Consider the following 20,197-nt stretch of genomic DNA (forward strand, 5'->3'; position numbering starts at 1 on the left):
CTGCAAGCCTAATAGCACTAAGCGTCCTGTTTGTATTCGGTAAAGGCCTAGGTTTATGGAACAATGGCAAAAAGATTTAGCAGAAATGGTCGAAACCGTGGCTGATGAAGTAGAACGTTTCTTCCTGGGAATGAGTGAAATGGTAGATGTATTTTTTGAACTCAGCGAAGAATTTTCTGATCAGGTACAAAATTCCATCGCTACTGAAATTGACCAATATTTACAGGAACTGACTGAACCAGTTTTGGAACTATACTGGGAACTGGAAGATGTCGTGGGAGATGGAGATCCTGGTTTTCCTTATGGGGTAGAACCAACAGCAGAAAAAAATGCGGCTTGTATGGGTTGTCAACATTACCACGGTCAGGTATATGGTGGTAATCTGTTAGTGTGTGGTATGCATCCTCATGGGTGGGATGATCAAAATTGTCCTGATTGGGAAAAGGAAGAGGAAAGGTTTTAAACGCAGAGGGGCGCTAAGGTAAGCGGATTTTTTTTTGATTTAAAAGCTTATATATTGAAAAAAGAAGTATGAGTAGTTCTTCTCCTGAGATGAAGTATGGTGAACGTGAGATTACTGAGGGTAAGTTAATTACTTTCCCTAATCCGCGTGTGGGTAGGCGTTATGATGTGAGTATTTCTTTACCGGAATTTACTTGTAAGTGTCCTTTTTCGGGTTATCCTGATTTTGCGACAATTTATATTACCTATATGCCTGATGAGCGTGTGGTAGAATTGAAGGCTTTGAAGCTGTATATTAATAGTTATCGCGATCGCTATATTTCTCACGAAGAATCTGCAAATCAAATTTTAGATGATTTTGTGGCTGCTTGTGATCCTTTAGAAGTCACAGTCAAGGCAGATTTTACTCCCCGTGGTAATGTCCATACTGTAGTGGAAGTGCGTCATCAGAAATAGATGTCAACGCATAGAAGTAGGGGCGCAAGGCCTTGCGCCCCTACCGCGTGGTATATTTTGAAAATACCTGTAATTTTGCAATTCTCCGCGTACCTTGGCGTTAAACTCCAGATTGAGAACTCAGACCATCTAAGATTTCTAAAACTTCTTGTTCAAATGCAACTTGGGCGCGGTTAGTCTTACCACCAATATACAAGCGATCGCCTGTTTTTAATGCCCAAATTTGCGAGTGTGAGAAATAACTCATGGTTGCGCCTAACATTAATAAGGCGAATCCTGTATAAACTAGGGGTATACCTGGATCAGATTTGATTTGTAAGCCAGTGCTTCCCAGAACATCGACAATTTTTAGATTCACGCCATTGACTTTGGCTGACATTCCCGTGCGTACTGTGTCTACTAACTTCCCGGCGGAATCATATATTAATACCATTCCTTGCAAGTCTTTGGCAATCACAGAAACGCCTTCACTCAAATCAGGTTTGGTGGGAATCCAACTTCCCCAAATGCGTCCTTTACCGTTGGTGTCTAATGAAGCCATCGGTAACTGAAAAATCGGGCTGTTATTAAATTGGATACGAACTGCGGAGATTCCCCAATCAGTTTGATAAAAAGTTACGCCATGATAACGCAGGGGTTGATTAACGAAAATCTTCTTATGGTCAACTTCTTCTCCCTGTTTATCCAAGACTGACATATCTGAATAAAATTGGTCGATTCCACCAGTTGGTGTGTAATCAATCCAAAAACGATTTACACGCACAGACCAATCTTTGAGAATTTGGAAATTTGCCCAGGGACCAGCATCTATAATATTCTTGACTTGAAATGTATCACCACTAGATATCATTTCTTGAGCCATAAATCCAGTCATCGCGCCGAGAATTCCCCCCAGGAGAATAGTCACAATACCCACATGGACAATAATCGGTCCGATACGTCCAATTATTCCCTTCCGCGCGTAAAGAATATTTTCTTTTTCTGGTTCTTGAAAGATTTTATAACGGCGATTTTGTAAGAGTTCGTTTAAAGAATTGAGGGAACCAGTATCTAGTTCTGCACTCAAGGCTAATTTTTGGAATTTCCGGGGTTCTTCGTAATATTTCCAGCGTCGGGCGGTTTTTAAAGCTGGTAACTGACGGGTAAATGTACAAGCTGTGAGACTCGTACCAAATAAAATTAATAAACCGAGAAACCACCAAGTGCGATATACATGGTCTAACCCAACTACTTGAATTACCTTCCAAGTCAGGAAACCAAATAAAGCTGGACTTTCGGGGTAGTTAGACTGATAATATGCTGGTGACTGACCTTGCTCAATGACCGTGCCACTGATGCTAAAAACAGCGATAATTAATAAGAGTGCGATCGCTAGTCGTAAATTAGTCAGTACAGGTAAAATCTCCCTGCGTAAGAATCGCCCAGGTAATGACCACCAATTTAATTCTGTGGACGCTGAATTTTCTACAGTCATTGCTTAAAAACTTCCCAAAGGGAATCGAGAAATTAAAGAAAATACACCAAATGCGACTAATAGCACACCGCTAACTGGATTAATCCAACCAGACCAACGTCGCAGTTCTAGCAGCTTTTTAATTGAAGCCGTAAAAGTCCCAGCTAAAATCAATGGTGCTACATACCCTGCCGTATAGGATAGTAACAAAATAGCGCCCAGAATTAAATCTTGTGTACTCGCAACCCAACCCAGTAAGCTGGCTAAAACCGGGGTACTACAAGGAGAAGCGACCAAGCCGAAAGTTAACCCCAGGGAATAGGAACGCACACCCGGCGGTAAATCTGGGGAAATCCAATTAGTTTCGCCCAGGGAAGGAAATTGTATAGGTAAGGCTTCTAGTAAGTTCAGCCCCATGAGAATGGCGATAATACTGACGATAATTGGTAAGCCGATTCCCACTTGGCCATAGACTTTTCCCACAAAAGCTGCTATAATTCCCAGCCCTGCTAGAGTAGTTGCTAAACCCAAAGCAAACCATGTCGATTGTGCGGCTGCTTGGAGACGACCTTTGGCTTCATAACCCCCGATGTAACCAATGGTAATTGGTAGCATGGACAGCATACAAGGGGTAAGACTGGTGAGTAAGCCGGCGGTGAAAATAATGCCAATACTGAGTAAGCTGAGGTGCGTTAGTTGGTTAGATACTAGAGTGTTGGCAAATTGTTCTAGTTCGTAAAGTCGTGTTTGTAGAGTCTCCAGCATGGGAATTTCTAAGCGGCAAATGCTTGTTATATTTAGAATTCTAACGTATTTTTGAGAGATATTTAAACAGGATGGGAATAGATATCGACCGAATTTAAATATGCTTTTTTCAAAACACTTGTAGAGACGTTATATTAAATTAGTATGAAGCTGCATGGAATAAAATATCAAGCATAATTGAACGCAGATGGACACAGATGGACGCAGATAAAGATGGATTAGCCAAGGTATTTCTGGATTATGTACCGCCTCTCATACAATTGGTATTACATGGAAAGTCTCTACAACATAAATTCTTTTTTACTTCATTGAATCACTTCCAACCAATCCTCTAATTTTAAATCAGCATTAATTTCGGTGGCTTTTTTAAATATTGCCATATCATCTAATAGTAAAACAGGGTATTCATCGCATAACTTCTAGAAATCAACTAACTTTCTACTAGCTTTGATCGCTAAAAGTCCCCTTTTTATTTCATAGTACGTGATAGCACTAATTAAAACACCCTGATTTTGACGATTTAAACTTGCTAGCTTAGTAGTAACTTTTTCGTTTTGCTTAATAATTGCTGTGACTATATTTGTATCCAGTAGATATCCCATTTATTTACGCTTGACTGCTTCATCAAAAATTCTCATTTCTTCTGGCGTTAAATCGTTTAATAAACCAGAAACTGATTCTACCACTAATATTTTATTAATGCGGTTAGCTAAGTCATCTTCAGTAATGGTATCTACATCATCTGCTGAATTTGACTGAATGAACAAATTATAAATTTTATTAATCATCTGCTCTTGATCTAATTTTTCCTGCCTGATACAAACTGTTATGAGCAATCAAATTTTTTATAATTGCGGAAATGCGTTTAAAGGCTGGTTCTGTTTGAAAAGATATCTCAGGCATATTTTTAATCCCATATTTTTGAGGTTATATACCATTTTAGCAAAAAGTCCTATGTCCTGAAACTGCCGTTTAATTATGAGTAGAATCCCCAAAATTGACCGTCAAAGGGAACATCAAGCCAACGAGCGAACATTTTTAGCATGGCTACGTACATCCATCTCATTGATTGGTTTTGGGTTTGCGATCGCCCGATTTGGTTTATTTATGCGACAATTAAATGTTGCCCTTACACAACAAGAACCTTTAGTCAACCCCATATTTAACTCCGAAAACTTGGGAATTGTGTTTGTAGTCTTTGGAATTGTCGCGATCGCCTTAGCAGCATGGCGATACAATCAAGTATTCTGGGAAATTGAACGCGCCGATTATCGACCTCACCGTTTACCCGTATGGATTATGACCGGAGTAGTGATAATTCTCGGTATTCTCAGCCTACCCTTACTCTTATTACGAAATCCAATTTCTCCGTCTCCCTCCTCTACACCCAATCAACCACAATCGCGCCATCTTCGTTAAATTCTCCAAAAGAAACTCAAAAATTCTCCGCGTACCTCTGCGCTTCCCTCAGCGAACCTCTGCGTTTAAAAAACACTCATCCCCCCACCCCATAAACCAGAAAAACCCCCCTCAAACCCTTACCAACAAAAGCCCAAAAATCCTGAGTACATAACTAATATTAAATAGATAGAAAAATCCCTCAGACATAAAATATAAAAACTGGCTACTAATTAATATATTTAATTTTATTGCAACCAAGCGACCGCCACAAACAAAAACCCAAAAAACATGAACAAAACCTTTGCAACCATTGACGGGAACGAAGCCGTAGCCCGTGTTGCTTACAAATTAAACGAAGTAATTGCCATATATCCTATCACCCCCTCCTCAGCAATGGGTGAATGGGCAGATACTTGGTCAGCCGCAAACCAGCCCAACCTGTGGAATACTATCCCCAGCGTCGTCCAGATGCAAAGTGAAGGAGGCGCTGCTGCTGCGGTACATGGCGCATTGCAAACCGGTTCCCTGAGTACCACCTTCACAGCGTCCCAGGGATTATTATTAATGATTCCCAACCTCTACAAAATCGCCGGTGAACTAACTAGCGCCGTGGTTCATGTCGCCGCCCGTTCCCTCGCCACTCACGCCTTATCTATTTTCGGTGATCATAGCGATGTCATGGCATCCCGTGCTACAGGGTTTGCGTTGCTGTGTTCTGCTTCAGTCCAGGAAAGCCATGATTTTGCGCTGATTTCCCAAGTTGCTACCTTAGAAACGCGTGTATCATTTATGCACTTCTTTGATGGCTTTAGAACATCACATGAAGTCCAAAAAATCAAGTTATTGTCAGATGAGCAATTGCGATCGCTCATTAATGAAAATCTAATTTTAGCTCATCGCGATCGCGCCCTCACCCCAGACCGTCCCCTATTGCGGGGAACAGCCCAAAACCCTGATGTCTACTTCCAAGGACGTGAAGCTGCTAACCCTTACTACCAAGCCACTCCCGCCATAGTCCAACGCCTGATGGATGAATTTGGAGAAGTCACAGGGAGACATTACCAAATCTATGAATACCACGGCGCAAGTAATGCGGAACGGGTAATTATTCTCATGGGTTCAGGTTGTGAAACAGTCCATGAAACAGTAGATTATCTCAACACCCAAGGGGAAAAGGTGGGAGTGGTGAAAGTGCGACTATATCGCCCCTTTGATGTGTATAAATTTGTGGCAGTCTTACCAAACAGTGTACAGGCGATCGCAGTCCTTGACCGCACCAAAGAACCAGGAAGCGCCGGCGAACCCTTATATTTAGATGTAGTCGCTGCTATCCATGAAGCCTGGGAAAAAAAGCCTAAAATCATTGGTGGTCGTTATGGTCTTTCCTGCAAGGAATTCACCCCAGCAATGGTGAAAGGAATTTTTGATCATCTCGCCCAAACACAACCGCGAAATCACTTTACTGTGGGTATTAATGACGACCTTACTCACACCTCACTCAAATTTGACCCCAACTTTTCCACCGAACCAGAAAACGTAATTCGCGCCATGTTCTATGGCTTAGGTTCCGATGGGACAGTGGGTGCTAATAAAAACTCTATCAAAATTATTGGGGAAGAAACAGACAATTACGCCCAAGGTTATTTTGTCTACGACTCCAAAAAATCCGGTTCAATGACAGTTTCTCATCTGCGCTTCGGTCCTCAGCCAATTCGCTCAACTTACCTAATTAACAAAGCTAACTTTATTGGTTGTCATCACTGGGGTTTTCTGGAACGCATAGATATTTTGAAAGATGCGATTTGTGGGGGAACTTTGTTGTTAAATAGTCCTCATGATGCGGATACAGTCTGGGAATATTTACCCCCAAAAGTACAACAGCAAATTATTGATAAACAACTAAAATTATACATCATTAATGCGAACCAAGTCGCCCGTGAAAGTGGTATGGGCGGCAGAATTAACACCATTATGCAAGTGTGCTTTTTTGCCTTAGCGGGTGTTTTACCCCAAGCAGAAGCAATTACTAAAATTAAAAAAGCCATTGAAAAAACTTACGGTAAAAAAGGCGCAGATGTTGTCCAGAAAAACTTGCAAGCAGTAGACAACACCCTGACTAACTTACATAAAGTAGACATCCCCAAAACAAGTCAAAAGTCAAAAATCAAAAGTCAAAAGTCACAATTATTAGACAGTGCGCCGGAATTTGTGCGGGATGTTCTCAGTGAAATCATGGTATGGCATGGTGATGATTTACCCGTGAGTGCATTACCAGCCGATGGCACATTTCCCACAGGTACAGCGAAATGGGAAAAACGTAATGTTGCAGAAGAGATACCTGTATGGGAAGCTGATGTCTGCGTTCAGTGTGGTAAGTGCGTTATGGTTTGTCCCCACGCTGCTATCCGCGCCAAGGCTTATCAACCAGATGAGTTAATTAATGCACCGAGTAGCTTTAAATCAATTGATGCTAAAGACAAGAGTTTTAGCAATCAAAAATTTACGATTCAAGTCGCCCCAGAAGATTGTACAGGATGCGCTATCTGTGTAAATATTTGCCCGGCTAAGAATAAATCTCAGCCATCCCAGAAAGCGATTAACATGGCGCAGCAGTTACCTTTGCGGGAACAAGAACGCCAAAACTGGGATTTCTTCTTAAGTTTACCCAATCCTGACCGCAGACAGTTAAAAGTCAACCAAATTCGCCAACAACAACTGCAAGAACCATTATTTGAATTTTCCGGTGCTTGTGCTGGTTGTGGAGAAACACCCTACTTAAAATTATTAACACAATTGTTTGGCGATCGCTCAGTTATTGCCAATGCTACGGGTTGTTCCTCAATTTACGGCGGAAACCTCCCCACCACCCCTTGGACAACCAACGCCGCAGGACGAGGCCCCGCATGGTCTAATAGTTTATTTGAAGATAACGCCGAATTTGGTTTTGGCTACCGTTTATCGCTGGATAAACAAGCTGAGTTTGCGGCGGAATTATTGCAAACATTGGGGAGTGAACTCGATGAAAAACTAGTCTCTTCTATCCTGACTGCTGAACAAAAAACCGAAGCCGATATCTGGGAACAACGGGAAAGAGTAGCGCTACTCAAACAAAAATTAGATGAAATAATCACCACCAATGAACTCAGCCACACAACCATAGAATCAAAAAACATCGGCGTTCATCGGCGTTTATCGACGTTTCAAAACCTCAAATCCCTCGCTGACTACTTAGTGAGAAAAAGCGTCTGGATTGTCGGTGGTGATGGCTGGGCGTATGATATTGACTTTGGCGGTATTGACCATGTAATAGCCAGTGGACGCAATGTGAATATATTGGTGATGGATACAGAAGTATATTCTAATACAGGCGGTCAATCATCCAAAGCCACACCCAAAGCCGCAGTAGCAAAATTCGCCGCCAGTGGTAAACCAGCACCCAAGAAAGATTTAGGTTTAATGGCTATGACCTACGGAAATGTCTACGTAGCGAGTGTAGCTTTGGGTGCAAAAGATGAACATACCCTAAAGGCATTTTTAGAAGCAGAGGCTTTTGATGGTCCTTCATTGATTATTGCTTATAGCCATTGCATCGCCCACGGCATTAACATGACTACAGGGATGAAACATCAACAATCTCTGGTAGAATCAGGTCGTTGGTTGTTGTATCGCCACAATCCAGAGTTGCAAAATCAAGGTAAAAATCCGTTGCAATTAGATATGCGATCGCCTACTCAATCAGTAGAACAATCAATGTATCAAGAAAATCGCTTCAAGATGTTGACTAAGAGTAAACCGGAAGTTGCTAAACATCTGTTAGCACAAGCCCAAGCCGAAGTAGATGCACGTTGGCAGATGTATCAATATTTGGCAAATCGGTAATTTTTAATGGGTAATGGGTTCTCACCTATTACCTATAATCATTCATGATTCTCCAACAATTGATAAAATACGATTGTAGAGAGACGGATTAACCCAAAATTTAGCTGTATAGATTAAATCATCAAGGCTGGGTTTGACTAATGGAATCAATCCCTGACGCTTTGCATCAATCAAAATACCTAAAATCCCAGTAATTTTTAAGCCGTATCCAATTGCTATTTTTCTGCCGAGTTGTTCATCGATAATCAACCAATCTGCGTTTAATTCTAAGGCTAAAATGATTGCTGAAGACTCACCTGGATCTAATTGAGTTTTTAATGATTCTACTAAACTATTATCATTAATTGGTTGAACTTCAATCCAATTCAATGTCTTGACTTCTTTGGCTCCGGGGATAGAATCACCCCATTGCGTTAATTCTTGAAAAACTGCTGATGGGATAATAATTTCCCCATAAAGTTGTTCTAATAAATCAAGTTTGCCTATAGCAGCTAAATTAGTAATAGGTGAGGTATTGCTAACTATTGGCATAATTATTCAATCATACCCAAGTTTTGTAAATCAATTTCCAAGTCACTTTCATCATAATGAATAGTAATATTTCTCTGAGCTAATTCATTTTGAAATTGCAATAAAGGCATTTGAGCCAGTTGCGATGCTTTACCAATACTAATATTATTTTTTTGGAATAACAGAATAATCAATTCTAACATTAACTCTTGTTCTGATAATCCACTTGCTTGCACAATCTCATCAGAAATGACTAAAGTCATGGTTATTTTCCCACAAATAGAGATTAAAACAATTATAACGCCTCGGCAATTGGATATGCGATTCCTACGGAGCGCTGAGTGCAAAGCACACGCTACGCAAACGCGATCGCCTACGCAATCAGTTGAACAATCGATGTATCAAGAAAACCGCTTCAAAATGTTGACGAAAAGTAAGCCAGAAGTGGCTAAATGTCTCTTAGAACAAGCCCAAGCCGAAGTAGATGCACGTTGGAAAATGTATCAATATTTGGCAAATAGGTAATATTTAAGGTATGTCATAGCCCCCTCATCGCTTGCGGGGAGGGGGTTTCTGTACCTAACTAAAGAGAGAAACGCTATAAATAAAATCCCCACTCTCTTTAGTTAATCGAGAGTAGGGAAAATTTAACTTGAATCTTGAATCTTGAATCTATCTCATTATTTGGTTTCTGGTAACTGCGGTGGTTGCACGGGAGCAAATTGAGCAGGATTCGCTGAAAGTGGTTTGAACGGCTGGAAGGTGTTGATATCTACACAAACAGTACTATCTAACTTGGTTCTGAGTTCAGAACTGAAAGTAACTAACTGTTCTACTAAAGTTTGTCGATCTGTTAAGCATCCTTTGATAGCCATGAGTTCGCCTAAAGTCCACTCATAAAGATGTCTATCAGAGTTGTTAATGATTACAGTTAGTTCGTTTCTGATTCTCAAGATTTGGTTGAGCAGTTCATCCACCTTGATGTTAATCATGTTAGCAACTCGCAGGTTAAATGACTCGCGATCGCCGATGATATTAATCAGTTCATCAACATACTGTCCTACCAAGGTGATAAATGACTGATTCCACTCGTTGCGGAGGTTCTCAACTTTAACATCTATATCTTTGTAGACATTACTAATCTTGTTGTTGATTTCATTACTGTTCACCACAAAGTTGAGAATCTTGTTGTTAATTTCCGCACTGTTGATGACAACACTTTCAATCTTTTGATGAATTTGGGAATTCTCAACCAAGAGGTTTTGAATCTTCTGAGTCATTTGCTCATTATTAAAAATTTGCTGAATGACAATATTGTTGTTAGTTACATTAGTCTGTAAGCGTTGGTCAACGTACTGATTTAATGTCTCGTTGTTGTTGATAATATTTTGAGTTATAAGAGTGACATAGCTGTGTAATTTTTGTTCGTAGGTATGATCAATTTGCTGACTTACGTACTCATTAATTGCTGTATTGTTCTCAGTGATTTTCTGCGTGATTAGTTGGTTAAATTCCTCTCTTTCACCAAAAACGTTAATCAGTTCATTAACTCGCTCTGTAACTAAACCGATGAATGATTGTTTCCATTCGTTACGGATGTGTTCTAGTTTGTTGTTAATTTCAGTACTATTGGCAACGATATTCACAATATTGTGGTTAACTTCTGTGTTGTTGTTAACAACCTGTTGTAAGTGTTGCTCAAAGTACTGGTTGAAGACTCCATTATTATTGATGATGTTTTGGGTAATCACTTGAATGTGATTTTGGATGTTTTGATCAAAGCTCTGGTCAATCTTCTGGTCAACATACTGATTTAGCTCAGTATTATTATTGACGATGCTTTGGGTTAGCAGAGTGATGTTGTTACGAATGTTCTGCTCAAAGTTTTGTCCGATTTGCTGACTCACATACTGATTTAGCTCAGTGTTGTTATTGATCATATTCTGAGTCAGGAGACCAATATTGTTGCGGATATTTTGCTCAAATAGGCTATCAATTTGCTGATTGACAATTTGGCTAATTTCCTGACGATTAACAACAACGTTACGGACTCTTTGTTCAAAGATTTGGTCTACGTATTGGGTAATTTGCTGGTTAACTCTAGTTGATATTTCAACGTTAATCTTATCTTCCAGCATCCGCTCTAGATAACTAGACCAACCTTGTAGATGCTGGTTTAAGCTAAACTCTATTTGCTGTTGATAAGCATCCATTGAAAATCGAACTTTCGCAACTTCTACAGATAGGTTCTTGAAGTGCTTTTCATAGTTTTTTAGCAACCATTGTTCCAGTTGATCCCAGTACTTAGCTTCTAGAGCGACATCGGCTTTATCCACTACTTTGATAGAAGCATTAATCTGCTGTAACTGTTCCTCCCACTTTTTCTTAAATTCTTCTTCATTCAGACGGAAGGAGAATTGTGTAGAACTACCACTATTTTGAAATGCTGCTACACCAGTTTGGGTAGATGCACTACTACTTTGACTACTGCTTTGACTACTGCTAACATTCTGAACAGTGACACCAGTGAGAGATTCGTTGATAACAGTTGTTCCGTACTGTTTATATCTTTCAGTTATTTCGGCTGCCTGTACTGGTTCTATTGCCAAAATAATTTGGCCTTCATTATCTTCTTTGTAGGTGTCAATGAATAACCCGGTTAATGTAGTTTTTTCTTTGACTTCTAAAATTACTTCATCTTGGAAACCGTTTAATGAAAACCAAGTTTTTTCAACTTCAATACCAGTCAGTTTTGTAATAAATTTGCCGCCTTTGACTAAAATAATAGACCAAGGTTCTACATCAAATTTCTTATTATCTGACCAATAGCTGGCATTACCTTCACGAATTTTAATTCGATAATTACCAGGGTTCACTTCAATGAGATTATTTCCTGATTGGCTAATACTAGATAAATGGTTTTCATCTAGTAAATAACAATTTTTTTTACTATCTACTGTTAAACTTACAGGATTAAAAAATGGCTTAGTGCTGGTAATTAATAAGTCAATTGAACCGCCATTATCTTCATTGCTAAAATCAAAGAACAAGGCATTAAGAACTGTTCTTTCTTTGACTTCTATTGTCAATTTATCGTTATATCCATTTAAAGTTGTCCAGGTGGCACCTACTTCAAATCCTGTATTTTTGTTGATAAAAGTAGTGTTGTTATCGCCGTATATCCATAGTAAAACAAAAGGTTCACCTGTACTTTTTGTCTTACTATAGGTATACTGACCTCCAGTAATTCTGATCTCAAAAGTACCTTTTTCAAAGGTAAAAGCACTTGCAACTTTCTCTTGCAAATGATTCATTTGACTAGCATCAATAACATAACAATTTGTTTTGGTATCGATTGTTAAAGTACTCATCAATTCCTCTTTTTTGCTAGTTTTAGTGACTTGGGATACTTGAGAAACCTTGATATTTTCTGATTTTTTGCCTGGTTTTGATTTTGAAGTAGTTACGCTTACTCCTGCTGTTTTATGTGCATAAATAGCCATACCTGCCCAACGACCGATAGGATCAGTCATGGCTATTAAGGTTCCTTTACCGGTTTTGATATCTATCCGGATTAACTGACCGTCTTTACCTAATTGGAAGAAGTTGCCTGTGACTCCATATAGTATTCCATCTACAAATTCAATACTGGCAACATCGGGAAAGCCTATATCACCAATAATATTGACCTTGCCTGTATCTAAGTTGCAGGTTGCTAACAACTTTTTCTTGTCGTAACCAATCAATGTTATGTAAGCTTTACCCTCTGCATCTAAGGCAACTTCACCGCAGTTGTGGTCTTTATCAGCGACCGTGAAGGCTGGCTTACCTTTTCCGGTTTTGATATCAATGGTAATCAGTTGTTTGGCAGTTGTAGCGTAGAGTGTCTGACGCTGGTGATTGTATGCTAAACCTACTGTGGCAAAGCCAATATTACCAATTGAGACGGCATCCCCTGTATTGAAGTCTATTTTGACTAATGTTGTTTTATCGCCTTCTGCATCTAGTCCGTATAGTTCATTCCCGACAAAAGCAATGTCAGATACTTCTGTAACTATCTCGCCAACTAAACTAGTTTTACCTGTGGCTAAATCTAGAGTGTAAAGCTTGCTTAATTCATTAACTACATAATCTTGGATATAAACTTTACCTAGCTTAAGTTCCATAGACTTATTTGTCCTATTTTTTGGTGTGGTGCAATTCCCGCAGATATTCTTCTTTTATTCCTAAAACTGAAGATTGTGGTGGTTTTACCCATAGATACAAGTTGGAACGCAACGGAGCAGTAAATTACCTTATTTTTTCTCTATCTTTTTGACCAAAATACTGTTTTTATACTGGCCTGCTTCCACGCAAAACGCGATGGAGTAAGTAGCGATTGGTAAACCTGTTATAGCCCGAAAACAATCTATACCAACGTCTTCTGCTAGTTGATGACAGATGTAATCAGTTCTGGTATCTTGCCAAACAATAGCGCTCTGCGTTGAAAAATTTACCCCACCCCAGATAGAGTATAGGTTATACCTTATGGATTGTGAATTACTAATAACCAATACTTATAGTTAGGTGATTAGGCGATCGCGCAAGCGCTGCTGCAAGCAGATCGCCTAATGTTGTAAGTGAGGTAAAAAATTATGTCAGCACAAGTTATCCAACCTGAGTTGCTTGTCGAATTATCGACAGAAGAACAACAGCTTCTCTCTGGAGGAAGAAGGAAAGGAAGAAGGCGTTGTCCTCGGCGTATCATCGTCCCGCGTTGTGGTCCCTACTTCCGTGGCGGCAGAGGTGGCGGATTTGATGACGGATTTGATGGCGGATTTGACGATGATTTTTAATTTTGATGGGGGTTAATTTGAAGTTAACCAACTCTGCAAACTTCTTCAGAGACTGAGAATTGACCTTTTTTTGAATTCAAAATTCAAATCTCTACTTGCAGATCAGGGTTGGGGGTGAGGTCTATTCCTTTGCGTCCTGTGTGCTTTGGCGGTATGCGCTACGCCTAAAGCGGAGCTTATGCCTCCGGCACACTACGCGAACGCTTTAGCGATACGTTTTAAAATAGACCTCAACACTAGCGCATAAAAACAATGCTCACAGAACGCTTCACCACAGCCCTAACCTATGCCACCCAACTCCATGCCAAACAAGTGCGTAAAGGCTCAGGAGTTCCCTATATTGCCCATTTATTAGGTGCTGCCAGTATAGCTTTAGAATATGGAGCAAACGAAGATGAAGCGATCGCAGCTCTATTACATGATGCCATAGAAGACCAAGGCGGGGATGTCACACGAGCCGAAATTCGCCGCCGCTTTGGTGAAAATGTGACAGCGATTGTCGATGGTTGTACGGATGCCGACACCACACCCAAACCACCTTGGAAACAACGCAAACAAGCTTATATTGCTCACATTGCCATAGCTTCCCCCTCAGTGCTACTGGTATCTGCATCTGATAAACTTTACAATGCCCAATCAATCCTCAAAGATTATCGCGTCTTAGGTGAATCACTTTGGGAACGCTTTCAAGCAGGTAGAGAAGGAACTCTTTGGTATTATCGGGCGCTGGTAGATGCTTTTACCAAAAGAGGAAATAATGCCTTAATTCAAGAATTAGAACGAGTGGTGACAGAAATCGAACGACAGACGGCCAATAAAAAATGAAGGCTGAAGACTGAAAAATTTCCAACTCCATACTTCATAATTTTTGGCTACCAAATTGTAACTACAAAAACAGTCTTGTCTTTACTAACGGAACATACTACTTACTGAAGTATCTTCATGAATACGCCAGATGGTTTCCCCTAAAAGATTAGCGACTGAAAGCACCACTAATTCCGGAAAGCGATTGCTTTCTGGTATGGGAATCGTATTGGTGACAATCACTTCCTCAAACAAGCCACTTGACAAACGATCCTTTGCCGGTGGGGAAAAAACAGCATGAGTTGCACAGGCATATACTTGACTTGCACCTTCTTGACGCAGCAACCGTGCGCCTTCGCTAATTGTGCCGCCCGTATCGATCATGTCATCCACTAAAATAGCTGTTTTGCCCTTCACATCACCGATGACATTCATAACTTCAGCTACATTATGAGCCTGACGACGTTTATCGATAATCGCCAACGGCGCATCATCCAGCTTTTTAGCAAACGCTCTCGCTCGTGCTACGCCACCGACATCGGGAGAAACAACAACAACATCAGACAGCTGTTTACTGGCTAGATAATCGAAAATTACTGGCGAACCGTAAACATGGTCAAAAGGTATATCAAAATAGCCTTGAATTTGCGCCGAGTGCAAATCCATCGCTAAAACACGGCTAGCCCCGGCTTTAGTAATCAAGTTAGCCACCAATTTGGCAGTAATTGACTCTCTTCCTGCCGTTTTGCGGTCAGCGCGAGCATAGCCATAATAGGGAATTACTGCTGTTACCTGTCGTGCAGAAGCCCGACGACAAGCATCAACCATAATCAGCAATTCCATTAAGTGGTCGTTAACAGGTTGACAAGTTGGCTGGATTAAATAAACATCACAACCCCGAATTGATTCTTGAATTTGAACGTATAGTTCTCCATCCGCGAACCTTTTGCGAATCATTGGCCCCAAGTCCATACCCAGGTAACGAGCGACTTCTTGAGACAGTGGTAGATTGGCCGAGCCAGAAAATAACCGCAGGCGATGATTTTCAGTCAGTCCTGTGGCTGCTGGTTGCACCTTTAAACTTGCAGAACTCAGCACAGCAGATCCTCGATGTGCATTCATGGCAATACTATCATTAGATATTTAGTAGATTTAACTGAAATGGCCTAAAAAAACATCTGTGAGTTTTCTTAAAGCTTTCATAAAAACTTTAAACATTTCTCAATATAATTATTTTTGGCTCATGCATCTTGTAGTCCTTTTGGTCAACCAACCATTGTTGGGACAGAAACAGCAGCAACACTGGCGCATAAATTCTTCAAGGAAAGTTGAACATTTACTCAATACTCTATGATACTAGCTGCAAAATTATAAACTAGCAGACTAGATTTTTGATAGCAAATCACCTAAAAAATTCTTGGGGTGGCGAATTTAGATAGCGTGAGTGCTGAGTCCTGAGTAGAAACCAAGTTGCTCAAAAAAGGCTGAAATTAATCTTCCGTAGGTAATTAATCTATTGCCCTCACAGTCAATTTTGGCAATTTTTCTCAGATAATTACGGAACAAAAGTGGGAAAATAGAGTTAAATATGTCTTTAAAGACTTACTTAGCACGTACTAACACGGAATTTATTCACTTTCTGCTGGGACTGATCTGTAAGTTGCTTATTCCCCAGTTGCTATTACATTTGATTTATTATGCAAGCACCCATTACAGTTGGTTCTATCCTGCAAGACCGTTATCGAATCATCGAAATTCTCGGACAAGGGGAATTTGGCATCAGCTATTTGGCGGAAGATCAGCGACGCTTTAACGAACTTTGCTCGATCAAAGAATTGATTTCACCCACGGAGGCTGATGTTTGGGAGAAAGCACAAGCACTTTTTCAGCAAGAAGCCGCAACTTTATATCAGATAGAGCATTCACAAGTGCCTAAGTTTAGGGAAAAATTTGAACAATACCAACGCTTATTTTTAGTTGAGGACTACGTTGCAGGTAAAACTTACCGAACTTTGTTGAGTCAACGTCTAGCGGCTGGTCAAAGTTTCACTGAAGCAGAAGTCCTGGAGTTGATTCGTTCCTTGCTGCCAGTTTTAGAGCATATTCATAGTCGAGGGATTATTCACCGGGATATCTCGCCGGAAAATGTAATTTTGCGAGATGGCGATACCAAGCCAGTGTTAATTGGTTTCGGAGTGGTGAAAGAACTAGCAACGCGTTTACAGTTTCCAAATAGCACAAAGCCTATTACCAGCGTGGGCAAATTAGGCTTTGCTCCTCCTGAACAAATGCAAACAGGGGAAACTTACCCTCATAGCGATTTGTATGCACTAGCTGTGACAGGGATAGTTTTGTTGACGGGTAAAGAACCAATTGATTTATTTGATGTCACCCAGCTAACTTGGAATTGGCAACGCTGGATAAAGGTGAATGCACAATTTGCCCAAGTTATCAATCAAATGTTAAATCATTCACCAGGCGATCGCTACCAAAGTGCTGCTGATGTCATGGAAGCATTACAGATTTTGTCAAAACCTAGTATTCCTACTCCAGAATTATCCCAAGTTCAAACAATCGCTGTCGGTCGTCGCCCCGATTCAGTATCACCACCAGCTTCACCCCGCAAAATTGAGCCAATAATTTCATCCAGTCGCTCTAGCTCAATTTTAGATAGTCCATTAGCACTTGGGGCTATTGGTAGTGCAGTCGTAATTTTAGCGGGAGTTGGTTCTTGGGCGTTGGTAAGTTCTATCCGCAATGGGCAAAATGCATCACCAGAGGTAACACCGCCACAAACTTTCCCGTCACCAATTGTGACTGGCGAGGAGGAAACACCCACACCAGAACCTACACCGGAACCCACACCCGCTCCTGTAGAACCTGTGATATTTAGTAGACGGCTCATATTGAAAGCATCTGATACTACTACAGTTGAAGGCACTATCAAAGAAAATCAAATTATTCAGTACACATTCTTTGGGGAGGAAGGAGCTAAATTAACAACATTTATTGACCAAGGAAGTGGCATTTTACTGACAATCTTAAATATCAACCAAGAACCAATTGAGCCTAATGCCCAGCAAGTAACAAGCTATGAGGGAATATTGCCAATTACTGGGAGATATATTATTCAGTTAATTCCACAGCCAGAAATTGCCGAAAGTGATTATAGTCTCAATGTGGCATTAGAAAACCCGATTATACCCACGCCAACGGAAACTCCTACACCAACGCCAACTCCTATCCCCACTCCGACAGAAACTCCATTTCCCACCCCAACACCACCGCCCATACCTCAACCAGACTTTAGCGGAGAAAATAACACCCCTACTGATAGCACGCCAGAATTATAGTACCTACGATGTATTATAATTAATAGAAACTAGGCATATTTAGAAAGTAATCACCGAAGAGATTGTTGAACACATTATTGATTACTGGTACTGATACTGATGCTGGCAAAACTGTTTTAACAACAGCGTTGGCAGCCTATTGGCAAAAGTATTATCCGCAGCGTAGCTGGGGAATTATGAAACCGATTCAATCGGGGATAGGCGATCGCGAATTATATCAAAAGTTATTTTCTTTAGAGCAATCTGCCGAAGAAATTACACCTTTGTATTTTGATGCACCCCTAGCCCCTCCCATCGCCGCCGCTAAGGAAAACCGGAGCGTGGATTTGGCTGTGGTGTGGCAAGCTTTTTCTAAGTTGCGATCGCAGCGTGATTTCGTTCTAGTAGAAGCTTTAGGTGGTTTAGGTTCACCGATCACTGATGAGTTGACTGTGGCTGATTTAGCCGGTGATTGGCGTTTACCTACGGTATTGGTAGTACCAGTCAGATTAGGTGCGATCGCTCAAGCCGTGGCGAATGTGGCATTGGCTAGGCAATCCAAGGTAAATCTTAAAGGTATTGTGCTTAATTGTGTACAACCCCGTACAGATGCAGAAATAGCCGACTTAACACCACCAGATTTGATTCAATCTCTAACTCATACACCTGTTTTAGGTTGTTTACCTTATTTAGATAATTTAGCAGATTTGGATAAACTCGCTCAAGTAGCATCAAATCTGGATTGGGAAAGACTAAGCTGATGTAGCCTTTGACACGCCAATTTTCCCCTCTCCTTGCTTTCGCGTAGCGTCTCCCTTTGGGAGAAGGGTTAGTCTATTGTATTAAATCCCCATTCTCAAACAACACAGATGAAATATCGACGCTGAACTCTTTGAGAAAGATTACACTGGGAAAATATTCTCAGTTAGCTATTACTGAAATGAGCTTGTTTTGATCATGGTTTCCACTTTTCCCAACTCATCTGTAGATTTATCTCGCGTTCGTCTGGAAATTCGCTCGTTACAACCGCGATTGGTAGAGTGGCGGCGACGATTGCATCAAAAACCAGAGTTGGGGTTTAAAGAAAAACTCACGGCTGAGTTAGTCTCGTGTAAATTGCAAGAATGGGGAATTGAGCATGAAACTGGCATAGCTCAAACTGGTATTGTAGCTATGATCAAGGGAAGCAAACCCGGTGTTGAGAAAGTGTTGGCGATTCGGGCTGATATGGATGCTTTGCCAATTCAAGAACTGAATGAGGTTCCCTACAAATCGCAACATGATGGAGTGATGCACGCTTGTGGACATGATGGACATACAGCGATCGCACTGGGTACAGCTTACTATCTTCAGCAGCATCGGCACGATTTTAGCGGTACGGTGAAAATGATTTTTCAGCCAGCCGAAGAAGGGCCAGGCGGCGCACAACCCATGATTGCAGCCGGGGTACTCAAAAACCCTGATGTGGATGCAATTATCGGGTTACATTTATGGAATAATTTGCCATTGGGTACAGTCGGTGTCCGTCCTGGGGCGTTAATGGCATCTGTAGAGTGCTTTAACTGCACCATTTTTGGTAAAGGTGGACATGGTGCTATGCCGCATCAAACTGTGGATTCTATTGTGGTTGCAGCCCAAATTGTCAATGCCTTACAAACCATTGTGGCGCGTAACGTCAACCCCATTGATTCAGCCGTGGTGACAGTGGGCGAACTTCATGCCGGCACGAAGCTGAATATCATTGCTGATCAAGCCCGTATGAGTGGTACTGTCAGATACTTTAACCCTGATTTCAAAGGATTTTTTCACCAGCGAGTTGAGCAAATTATTGCTGGAGTTTGTCAAAGTCATGGGGCAGAATATGACTTAGATTATTGGAATCTTTATCCACCAGTCATCAATGATGCGGGTATAGCAGAACTGGTAAAATCAGTTGCAGAAGAAGTGATCGAAACTCCTATCGGTATTGTCCCAGAATGCCAAACTATGGGCGGCGAAGATATGTCATTCTTCTTACAAGAAGTTCCTGGTTGTTATTTCTTCCTGGGATCTGCCAACTCTGATAAAAATTTAGCCTATCCCCATCATCACCCCCGATTTGATTTTGACGAAACTGCCTTAGCAATGGGTGTAGAAATATTTGTTCGGAGTGTAGAGAAATTTTTGAACTGATTATTTTTCCAGTGTTTAGAACTTGAATTTTCCCTTTCCCTGGTAAGAAAGGCTAAGGAGTACACACAAATGATAAAAATTACTCCAAATCTTTTTTGGTAGGGTGTGTTGTCACGTAGCGCAACGCA

General features: G+C 40.8%; 17 protein-coding genes. 10 read left to right on the forward strand and 7 right to left on the reverse strand.

Going from position 1 to position 20,197, the window contains the following annotated elements:
- The first annotated feature begins 55 nt into the window (after positions 1 to 55).
- Positions 56 to 463, forward strand: a complete 408-nt coding sequence (locus ACM0OW_RS09070; RefSeq protein WP_414549715.1) for a hypothetical protein — start codon at positions 56 to 58, stop codon at positions 461 to 463.
- A 68-nt stretch (positions 464 to 531) separates the two neighbouring features.
- On the forward strand, positions 532 to 918 hold the full coding sequence (gene queF / locus ACM0OW_RS09075) for a preQ(1) synthase (RefSeq protein ID WP_414549716.1): 387 nt from the start codon (positions 532 to 534) through the stop codon (positions 916 to 918).
- 100 nt (positions 919 to 1,018) lie between these two features.
- Here queF and ACM0OW_RS09080 read toward each other — a convergent pair whose 3' ends face one another.
- The 3 genes from ACM0OW_RS09080 to ACM0OW_RS09090 form a co-directional block, all read right to left on the reverse strand.
- Positions 1,019 to 2,392 (reverse strand): cytochrome c biogenesis protein, encoded by a 1,374-nt coding sequence (locus tag ACM0OW_RS09080; RefSeq protein WP_414549717.1) that lies wholly within the window; start codon positions 2,390 to 2,392, stop codon positions 1,019 to 1,021.
- A gap of 3 nt (positions 2,393 to 2,395) precedes the next feature.
- Positions 2,396 to 3,136: a cytochrome c biogenesis protein CcdA gene (locus ACM0OW_RS09085; RefSeq protein ID WP_271923179.1), complete on the reverse strand. Its 741-nt coding sequence runs from the start codon at positions 3,134 to 3,136 to the stop codon at positions 2,396 to 2,398.
- Between the two features lie 602 nt (positions 3,137 to 3,738).
- Positions 3,739 to 3,972, reverse strand: a complete 234-nt coding sequence (locus ACM0OW_RS09090) for a hypothetical protein (RefSeq protein ID WP_414549718.1) — start codon at positions 3,970 to 3,972, stop codon at positions 3,739 to 3,741.
- Positions 3,973 to 4,114: 142 nt separating this feature from the next.
- Here ACM0OW_RS09090 and ACM0OW_RS09095 point away from each other — a divergent pair, with 142 nt between their 5' ends.
- Together ACM0OW_RS09095 and nifJ are read left to right on the forward strand one after the other, a co-directional pair.
- A complete protein-coding gene (locus tag ACM0OW_RS09095) occupies positions 4,115 to 4,555 on the forward strand; it encodes a YidH family protein (protein ID WP_414549719.1) in 441 nt (146 codons plus the stop codon).
- A gap of 270 nt (positions 4,556 to 4,825) precedes the next feature.
- A complete protein-coding gene (gene nifJ, locus ACM0OW_RS09100; RefSeq protein ID WP_414549720.1) occupies positions 4,826 to 8,416 on the forward strand; it encodes a pyruvate:ferredoxin (flavodoxin) oxidoreductase in 3,591 nt (1,196 codons plus the stop codon).
- Positions 8,417 to 8,458: 42 nt separating this feature from the next.
- Here the strand turns inward: nifJ and ACM0OW_RS09105 are convergent, their stop codons facing one another.
- Together ACM0OW_RS09105 and ACM0OW_RS09110 are read right to left on the reverse strand one after the other, a co-directional pair.
- Positions 8,459 to 8,947: a DUF3368 domain-containing protein gene (locus ACM0OW_RS09105; RefSeq protein ID WP_414549721.1), complete on the reverse strand. Its 489-nt coding sequence runs from the start codon at positions 8,945 to 8,947 to the stop codon at positions 8,459 to 8,461.
- A 2-nt stretch (positions 8,948 to 8,949) separates the two neighbouring features.
- Complete coding sequence (locus tag ACM0OW_RS09110; protein ID WP_414549722.1) at positions 8,950 to 9,189, reverse strand: UPF0175 family protein; 240 nt, start codon at positions 9,187 to 9,189, stop codon at positions 8,950 to 8,952.
- A 55-nt stretch (positions 9,190 to 9,244) separates the two neighbouring features.
- On the opposite strand from ACM0OW_RS09110, the gene ACM0OW_RS09115 reads away from it, so the two are divergent.
- The gene (locus ACM0OW_RS09115; protein WP_414549760.1) at positions 9,245 to 9,451 is read left to right on the forward strand and encodes a hypothetical protein; all 207 of its coding nucleotides are present in this window, start codon (positions 9,245 to 9,247) and stop codon (positions 9,449 to 9,451) included.
- A 155-nt stretch (positions 9,452 to 9,606) separates the two neighbouring features.
- On the opposite strand, the gene ACM0OW_RS09120 is transcribed toward ACM0OW_RS09115, so the two are convergent.
- A complete protein-coding gene (locus ACM0OW_RS09120) occupies positions 9,607 to 13,092 on the reverse strand; it encodes a hypothetical protein (RefSeq protein WP_414549723.1) in 3,486 nt (1,161 codons plus the stop codon).
- A gap of 468 nt (positions 13,093 to 13,560) precedes the next feature.
- Between ACM0OW_RS09120 and ACM0OW_RS09125 the strand changes: the two genes are divergently transcribed.
- Both ACM0OW_RS09125 and ACM0OW_RS09130 read left to right on the forward strand, forming a co-directional pair.
- Positions 13,561 to 13,761: a hypothetical protein gene (locus ACM0OW_RS09125; RefSeq protein ID WP_414549724.1), complete on the forward strand. Its 201-nt coding sequence runs from the start codon at positions 13,561 to 13,563 to the stop codon at positions 13,759 to 13,761.
- 252 nt (positions 13,762 to 14,013) lie between these two features.
- Positions 14,014 to 14,586, forward strand: coding sequence for an HD domain-containing protein (locus ACM0OW_RS09130; RefSeq protein ID WP_414549725.1), 573 nt, complete (start codon positions 14,014 to 14,016; stop codon positions 14,584 to 14,586).
- A gap of 84 nt (positions 14,587 to 14,670) precedes the next feature.
- Here the strand turns inward: ACM0OW_RS09130 and ACM0OW_RS09135 are convergent, their stop codons facing one another.
- On the reverse strand, positions 14,671 to 15,687 hold the full coding sequence (locus tag ACM0OW_RS09135; protein WP_414549726.1) for a ribose-phosphate pyrophosphokinase: 1,017 nt from the start codon (positions 15,685 to 15,687) through the stop codon (positions 14,671 to 14,673).
- 575 nt (positions 15,688 to 16,262) lie between these two features.
- Here ACM0OW_RS09135 and ACM0OW_RS09140 point away from each other — a divergent pair.
- The 3 genes from ACM0OW_RS09140 (at position 16,263) to ACM0OW_RS09150 (ending at position 20,069) form a co-directional block, all read left to right on the forward strand.
- On the forward strand, positions 16,263 to 17,918 hold the full coding sequence (locus ACM0OW_RS09140; protein WP_414549727.1) for a protein kinase domain-containing protein: 1,656 nt from the start codon (positions 16,263 to 16,265) through the stop codon (positions 17,916 to 17,918).
- 65 nt (positions 17,919 to 17,983) lie between these two features.
- Positions 17,984 to 18,658 (forward strand): dethiobiotin synthase, encoded by a 675-nt coding sequence (gene bioD / locus ACM0OW_RS09145; RefSeq protein ID WP_414549728.1) that lies wholly within the window; start codon positions 17,984 to 17,986, stop codon positions 18,656 to 18,658.
- 196 nt (positions 18,659 to 18,854) lie between these two features.
- Positions 18,855 to 20,069, forward strand: a complete 1,215-nt coding sequence (locus ACM0OW_RS09150) for a M20 family metallopeptidase (protein WP_414549729.1) — start codon at positions 18,855 to 18,857, stop codon at positions 20,067 to 20,069.
- The last annotated feature ends 128 nt before the right edge of the window (positions 20,070 to 20,197 follow it).

The sequence above is a fragment of the Anabaena sp. CCY 0017 genome, assembly GCF_963920885.1.
Taxonomy (GTDB): Bacteria; Cyanobacteriota; Cyanobacteriia; order Cyanobacteriales; family Nostocaceae; genus Nodularia.

What these genes read in the sequence shown, in the direction of transcription:
- ACM0OW_RS09080 (WP_414549717.1), bottom strand. Translation starts at nt 2,392, where the DNA reads ATGACTGTAGAAAATTCAGCGTCCACAGAATTAAATTGGTGGTCATTA.
- nifJ (WP_414549720.1), top strand. Translation starts at nt 4,826, where the DNA reads ATGAACAAAACCTTTGCAACCATTGACGGGAACGAAGCCGTAGCCCGT.
- ACM0OW_RS09070 (WP_414549715.1), top strand. Translation starts at nt 56, where the DNA reads ATGGAACAATGGCAAAAAGATTTAGCAGAAATGGTCGAAACCGTGGCT.
- ACM0OW_RS09150 (WP_414549729.1), top strand. Translation starts at nt 18,855, where the DNA reads ATGGTTTCCACTTTTCCCAACTCATCTGTAGATTTATCTCGCGTTCGT.
- ACM0OW_RS09125 (WP_414549724.1), top strand. Translation starts at nt 13,561, where the DNA reads ATGTCAGCACAAGTTATCCAACCTGAGTTGCTTGTCGAATTATCGACA.
- ACM0OW_RS09105 (WP_414549721.1), bottom strand. Translation starts at nt 8,947, where the DNA reads ATGCCAATAGTTAGCAATACCTCACCTATTACTAATTTAGCTGCTATA.
- ACM0OW_RS09140 (WP_414549727.1), top strand. Translation starts at nt 16,263, where the DNA reads ATGCAAGCACCCATTACAGTTGGTTCTATCCTGCAAGACCGTTATCGA.
- ACM0OW_RS09085 (WP_271923179.1), bottom strand. Translation starts at nt 3,136, where the DNA reads ATGCTGGAGACTCTACAAACACGACTTTACGAACTAGAACAATTTGCC.
- queF (WP_414549716.1), top strand. Translation starts at nt 532, where the DNA reads ATGAGTAGTTCTTCTCCTGAGATGAAGTATGGTGAACGTGAGATTACT.
- ACM0OW_RS09120 (WP_414549723.1), bottom strand. Translation starts at nt 13,092, where the DNA reads ATGGAACTTAAGCTAGGTAAAGTTTATATCCAAGATTATGTAGTTAAT.
- ACM0OW_RS09130 (WP_414549725.1), top strand. Translation starts at nt 14,014, where the DNA reads ATGCTCACAGAACGCTTCACCACAGCCCTAACCTATGCCACCCAACTC.
- ACM0OW_RS09115 (WP_414549760.1), top strand. Translation starts at nt 9,245, where the DNA reads ATGCGATTCCTACGGAGCGCTGAGTGCAAAGCACACGCTACGCAAACG.
- ACM0OW_RS09135 (WP_414549726.1), bottom strand. Translation starts at nt 15,687, where the DNA reads ATGAATGCACATCGAGGATCTGCTGTGCTGAGTTCTGCAAGTTTAAAG.
- ACM0OW_RS09110 (WP_414549722.1), bottom strand. Translation starts at nt 9,189, where the DNA reads ATGACTTTAGTCATTTCTGATGAGATTGTGCAAGCAAGTGGATTATCA.
- ACM0OW_RS09095 (WP_414549719.1), top strand. Translation starts at nt 4,115, where the DNA reads ATGAGTAGAATCCCCAAAATTGACCGTCAAAGGGAACATCAAGCCAAC.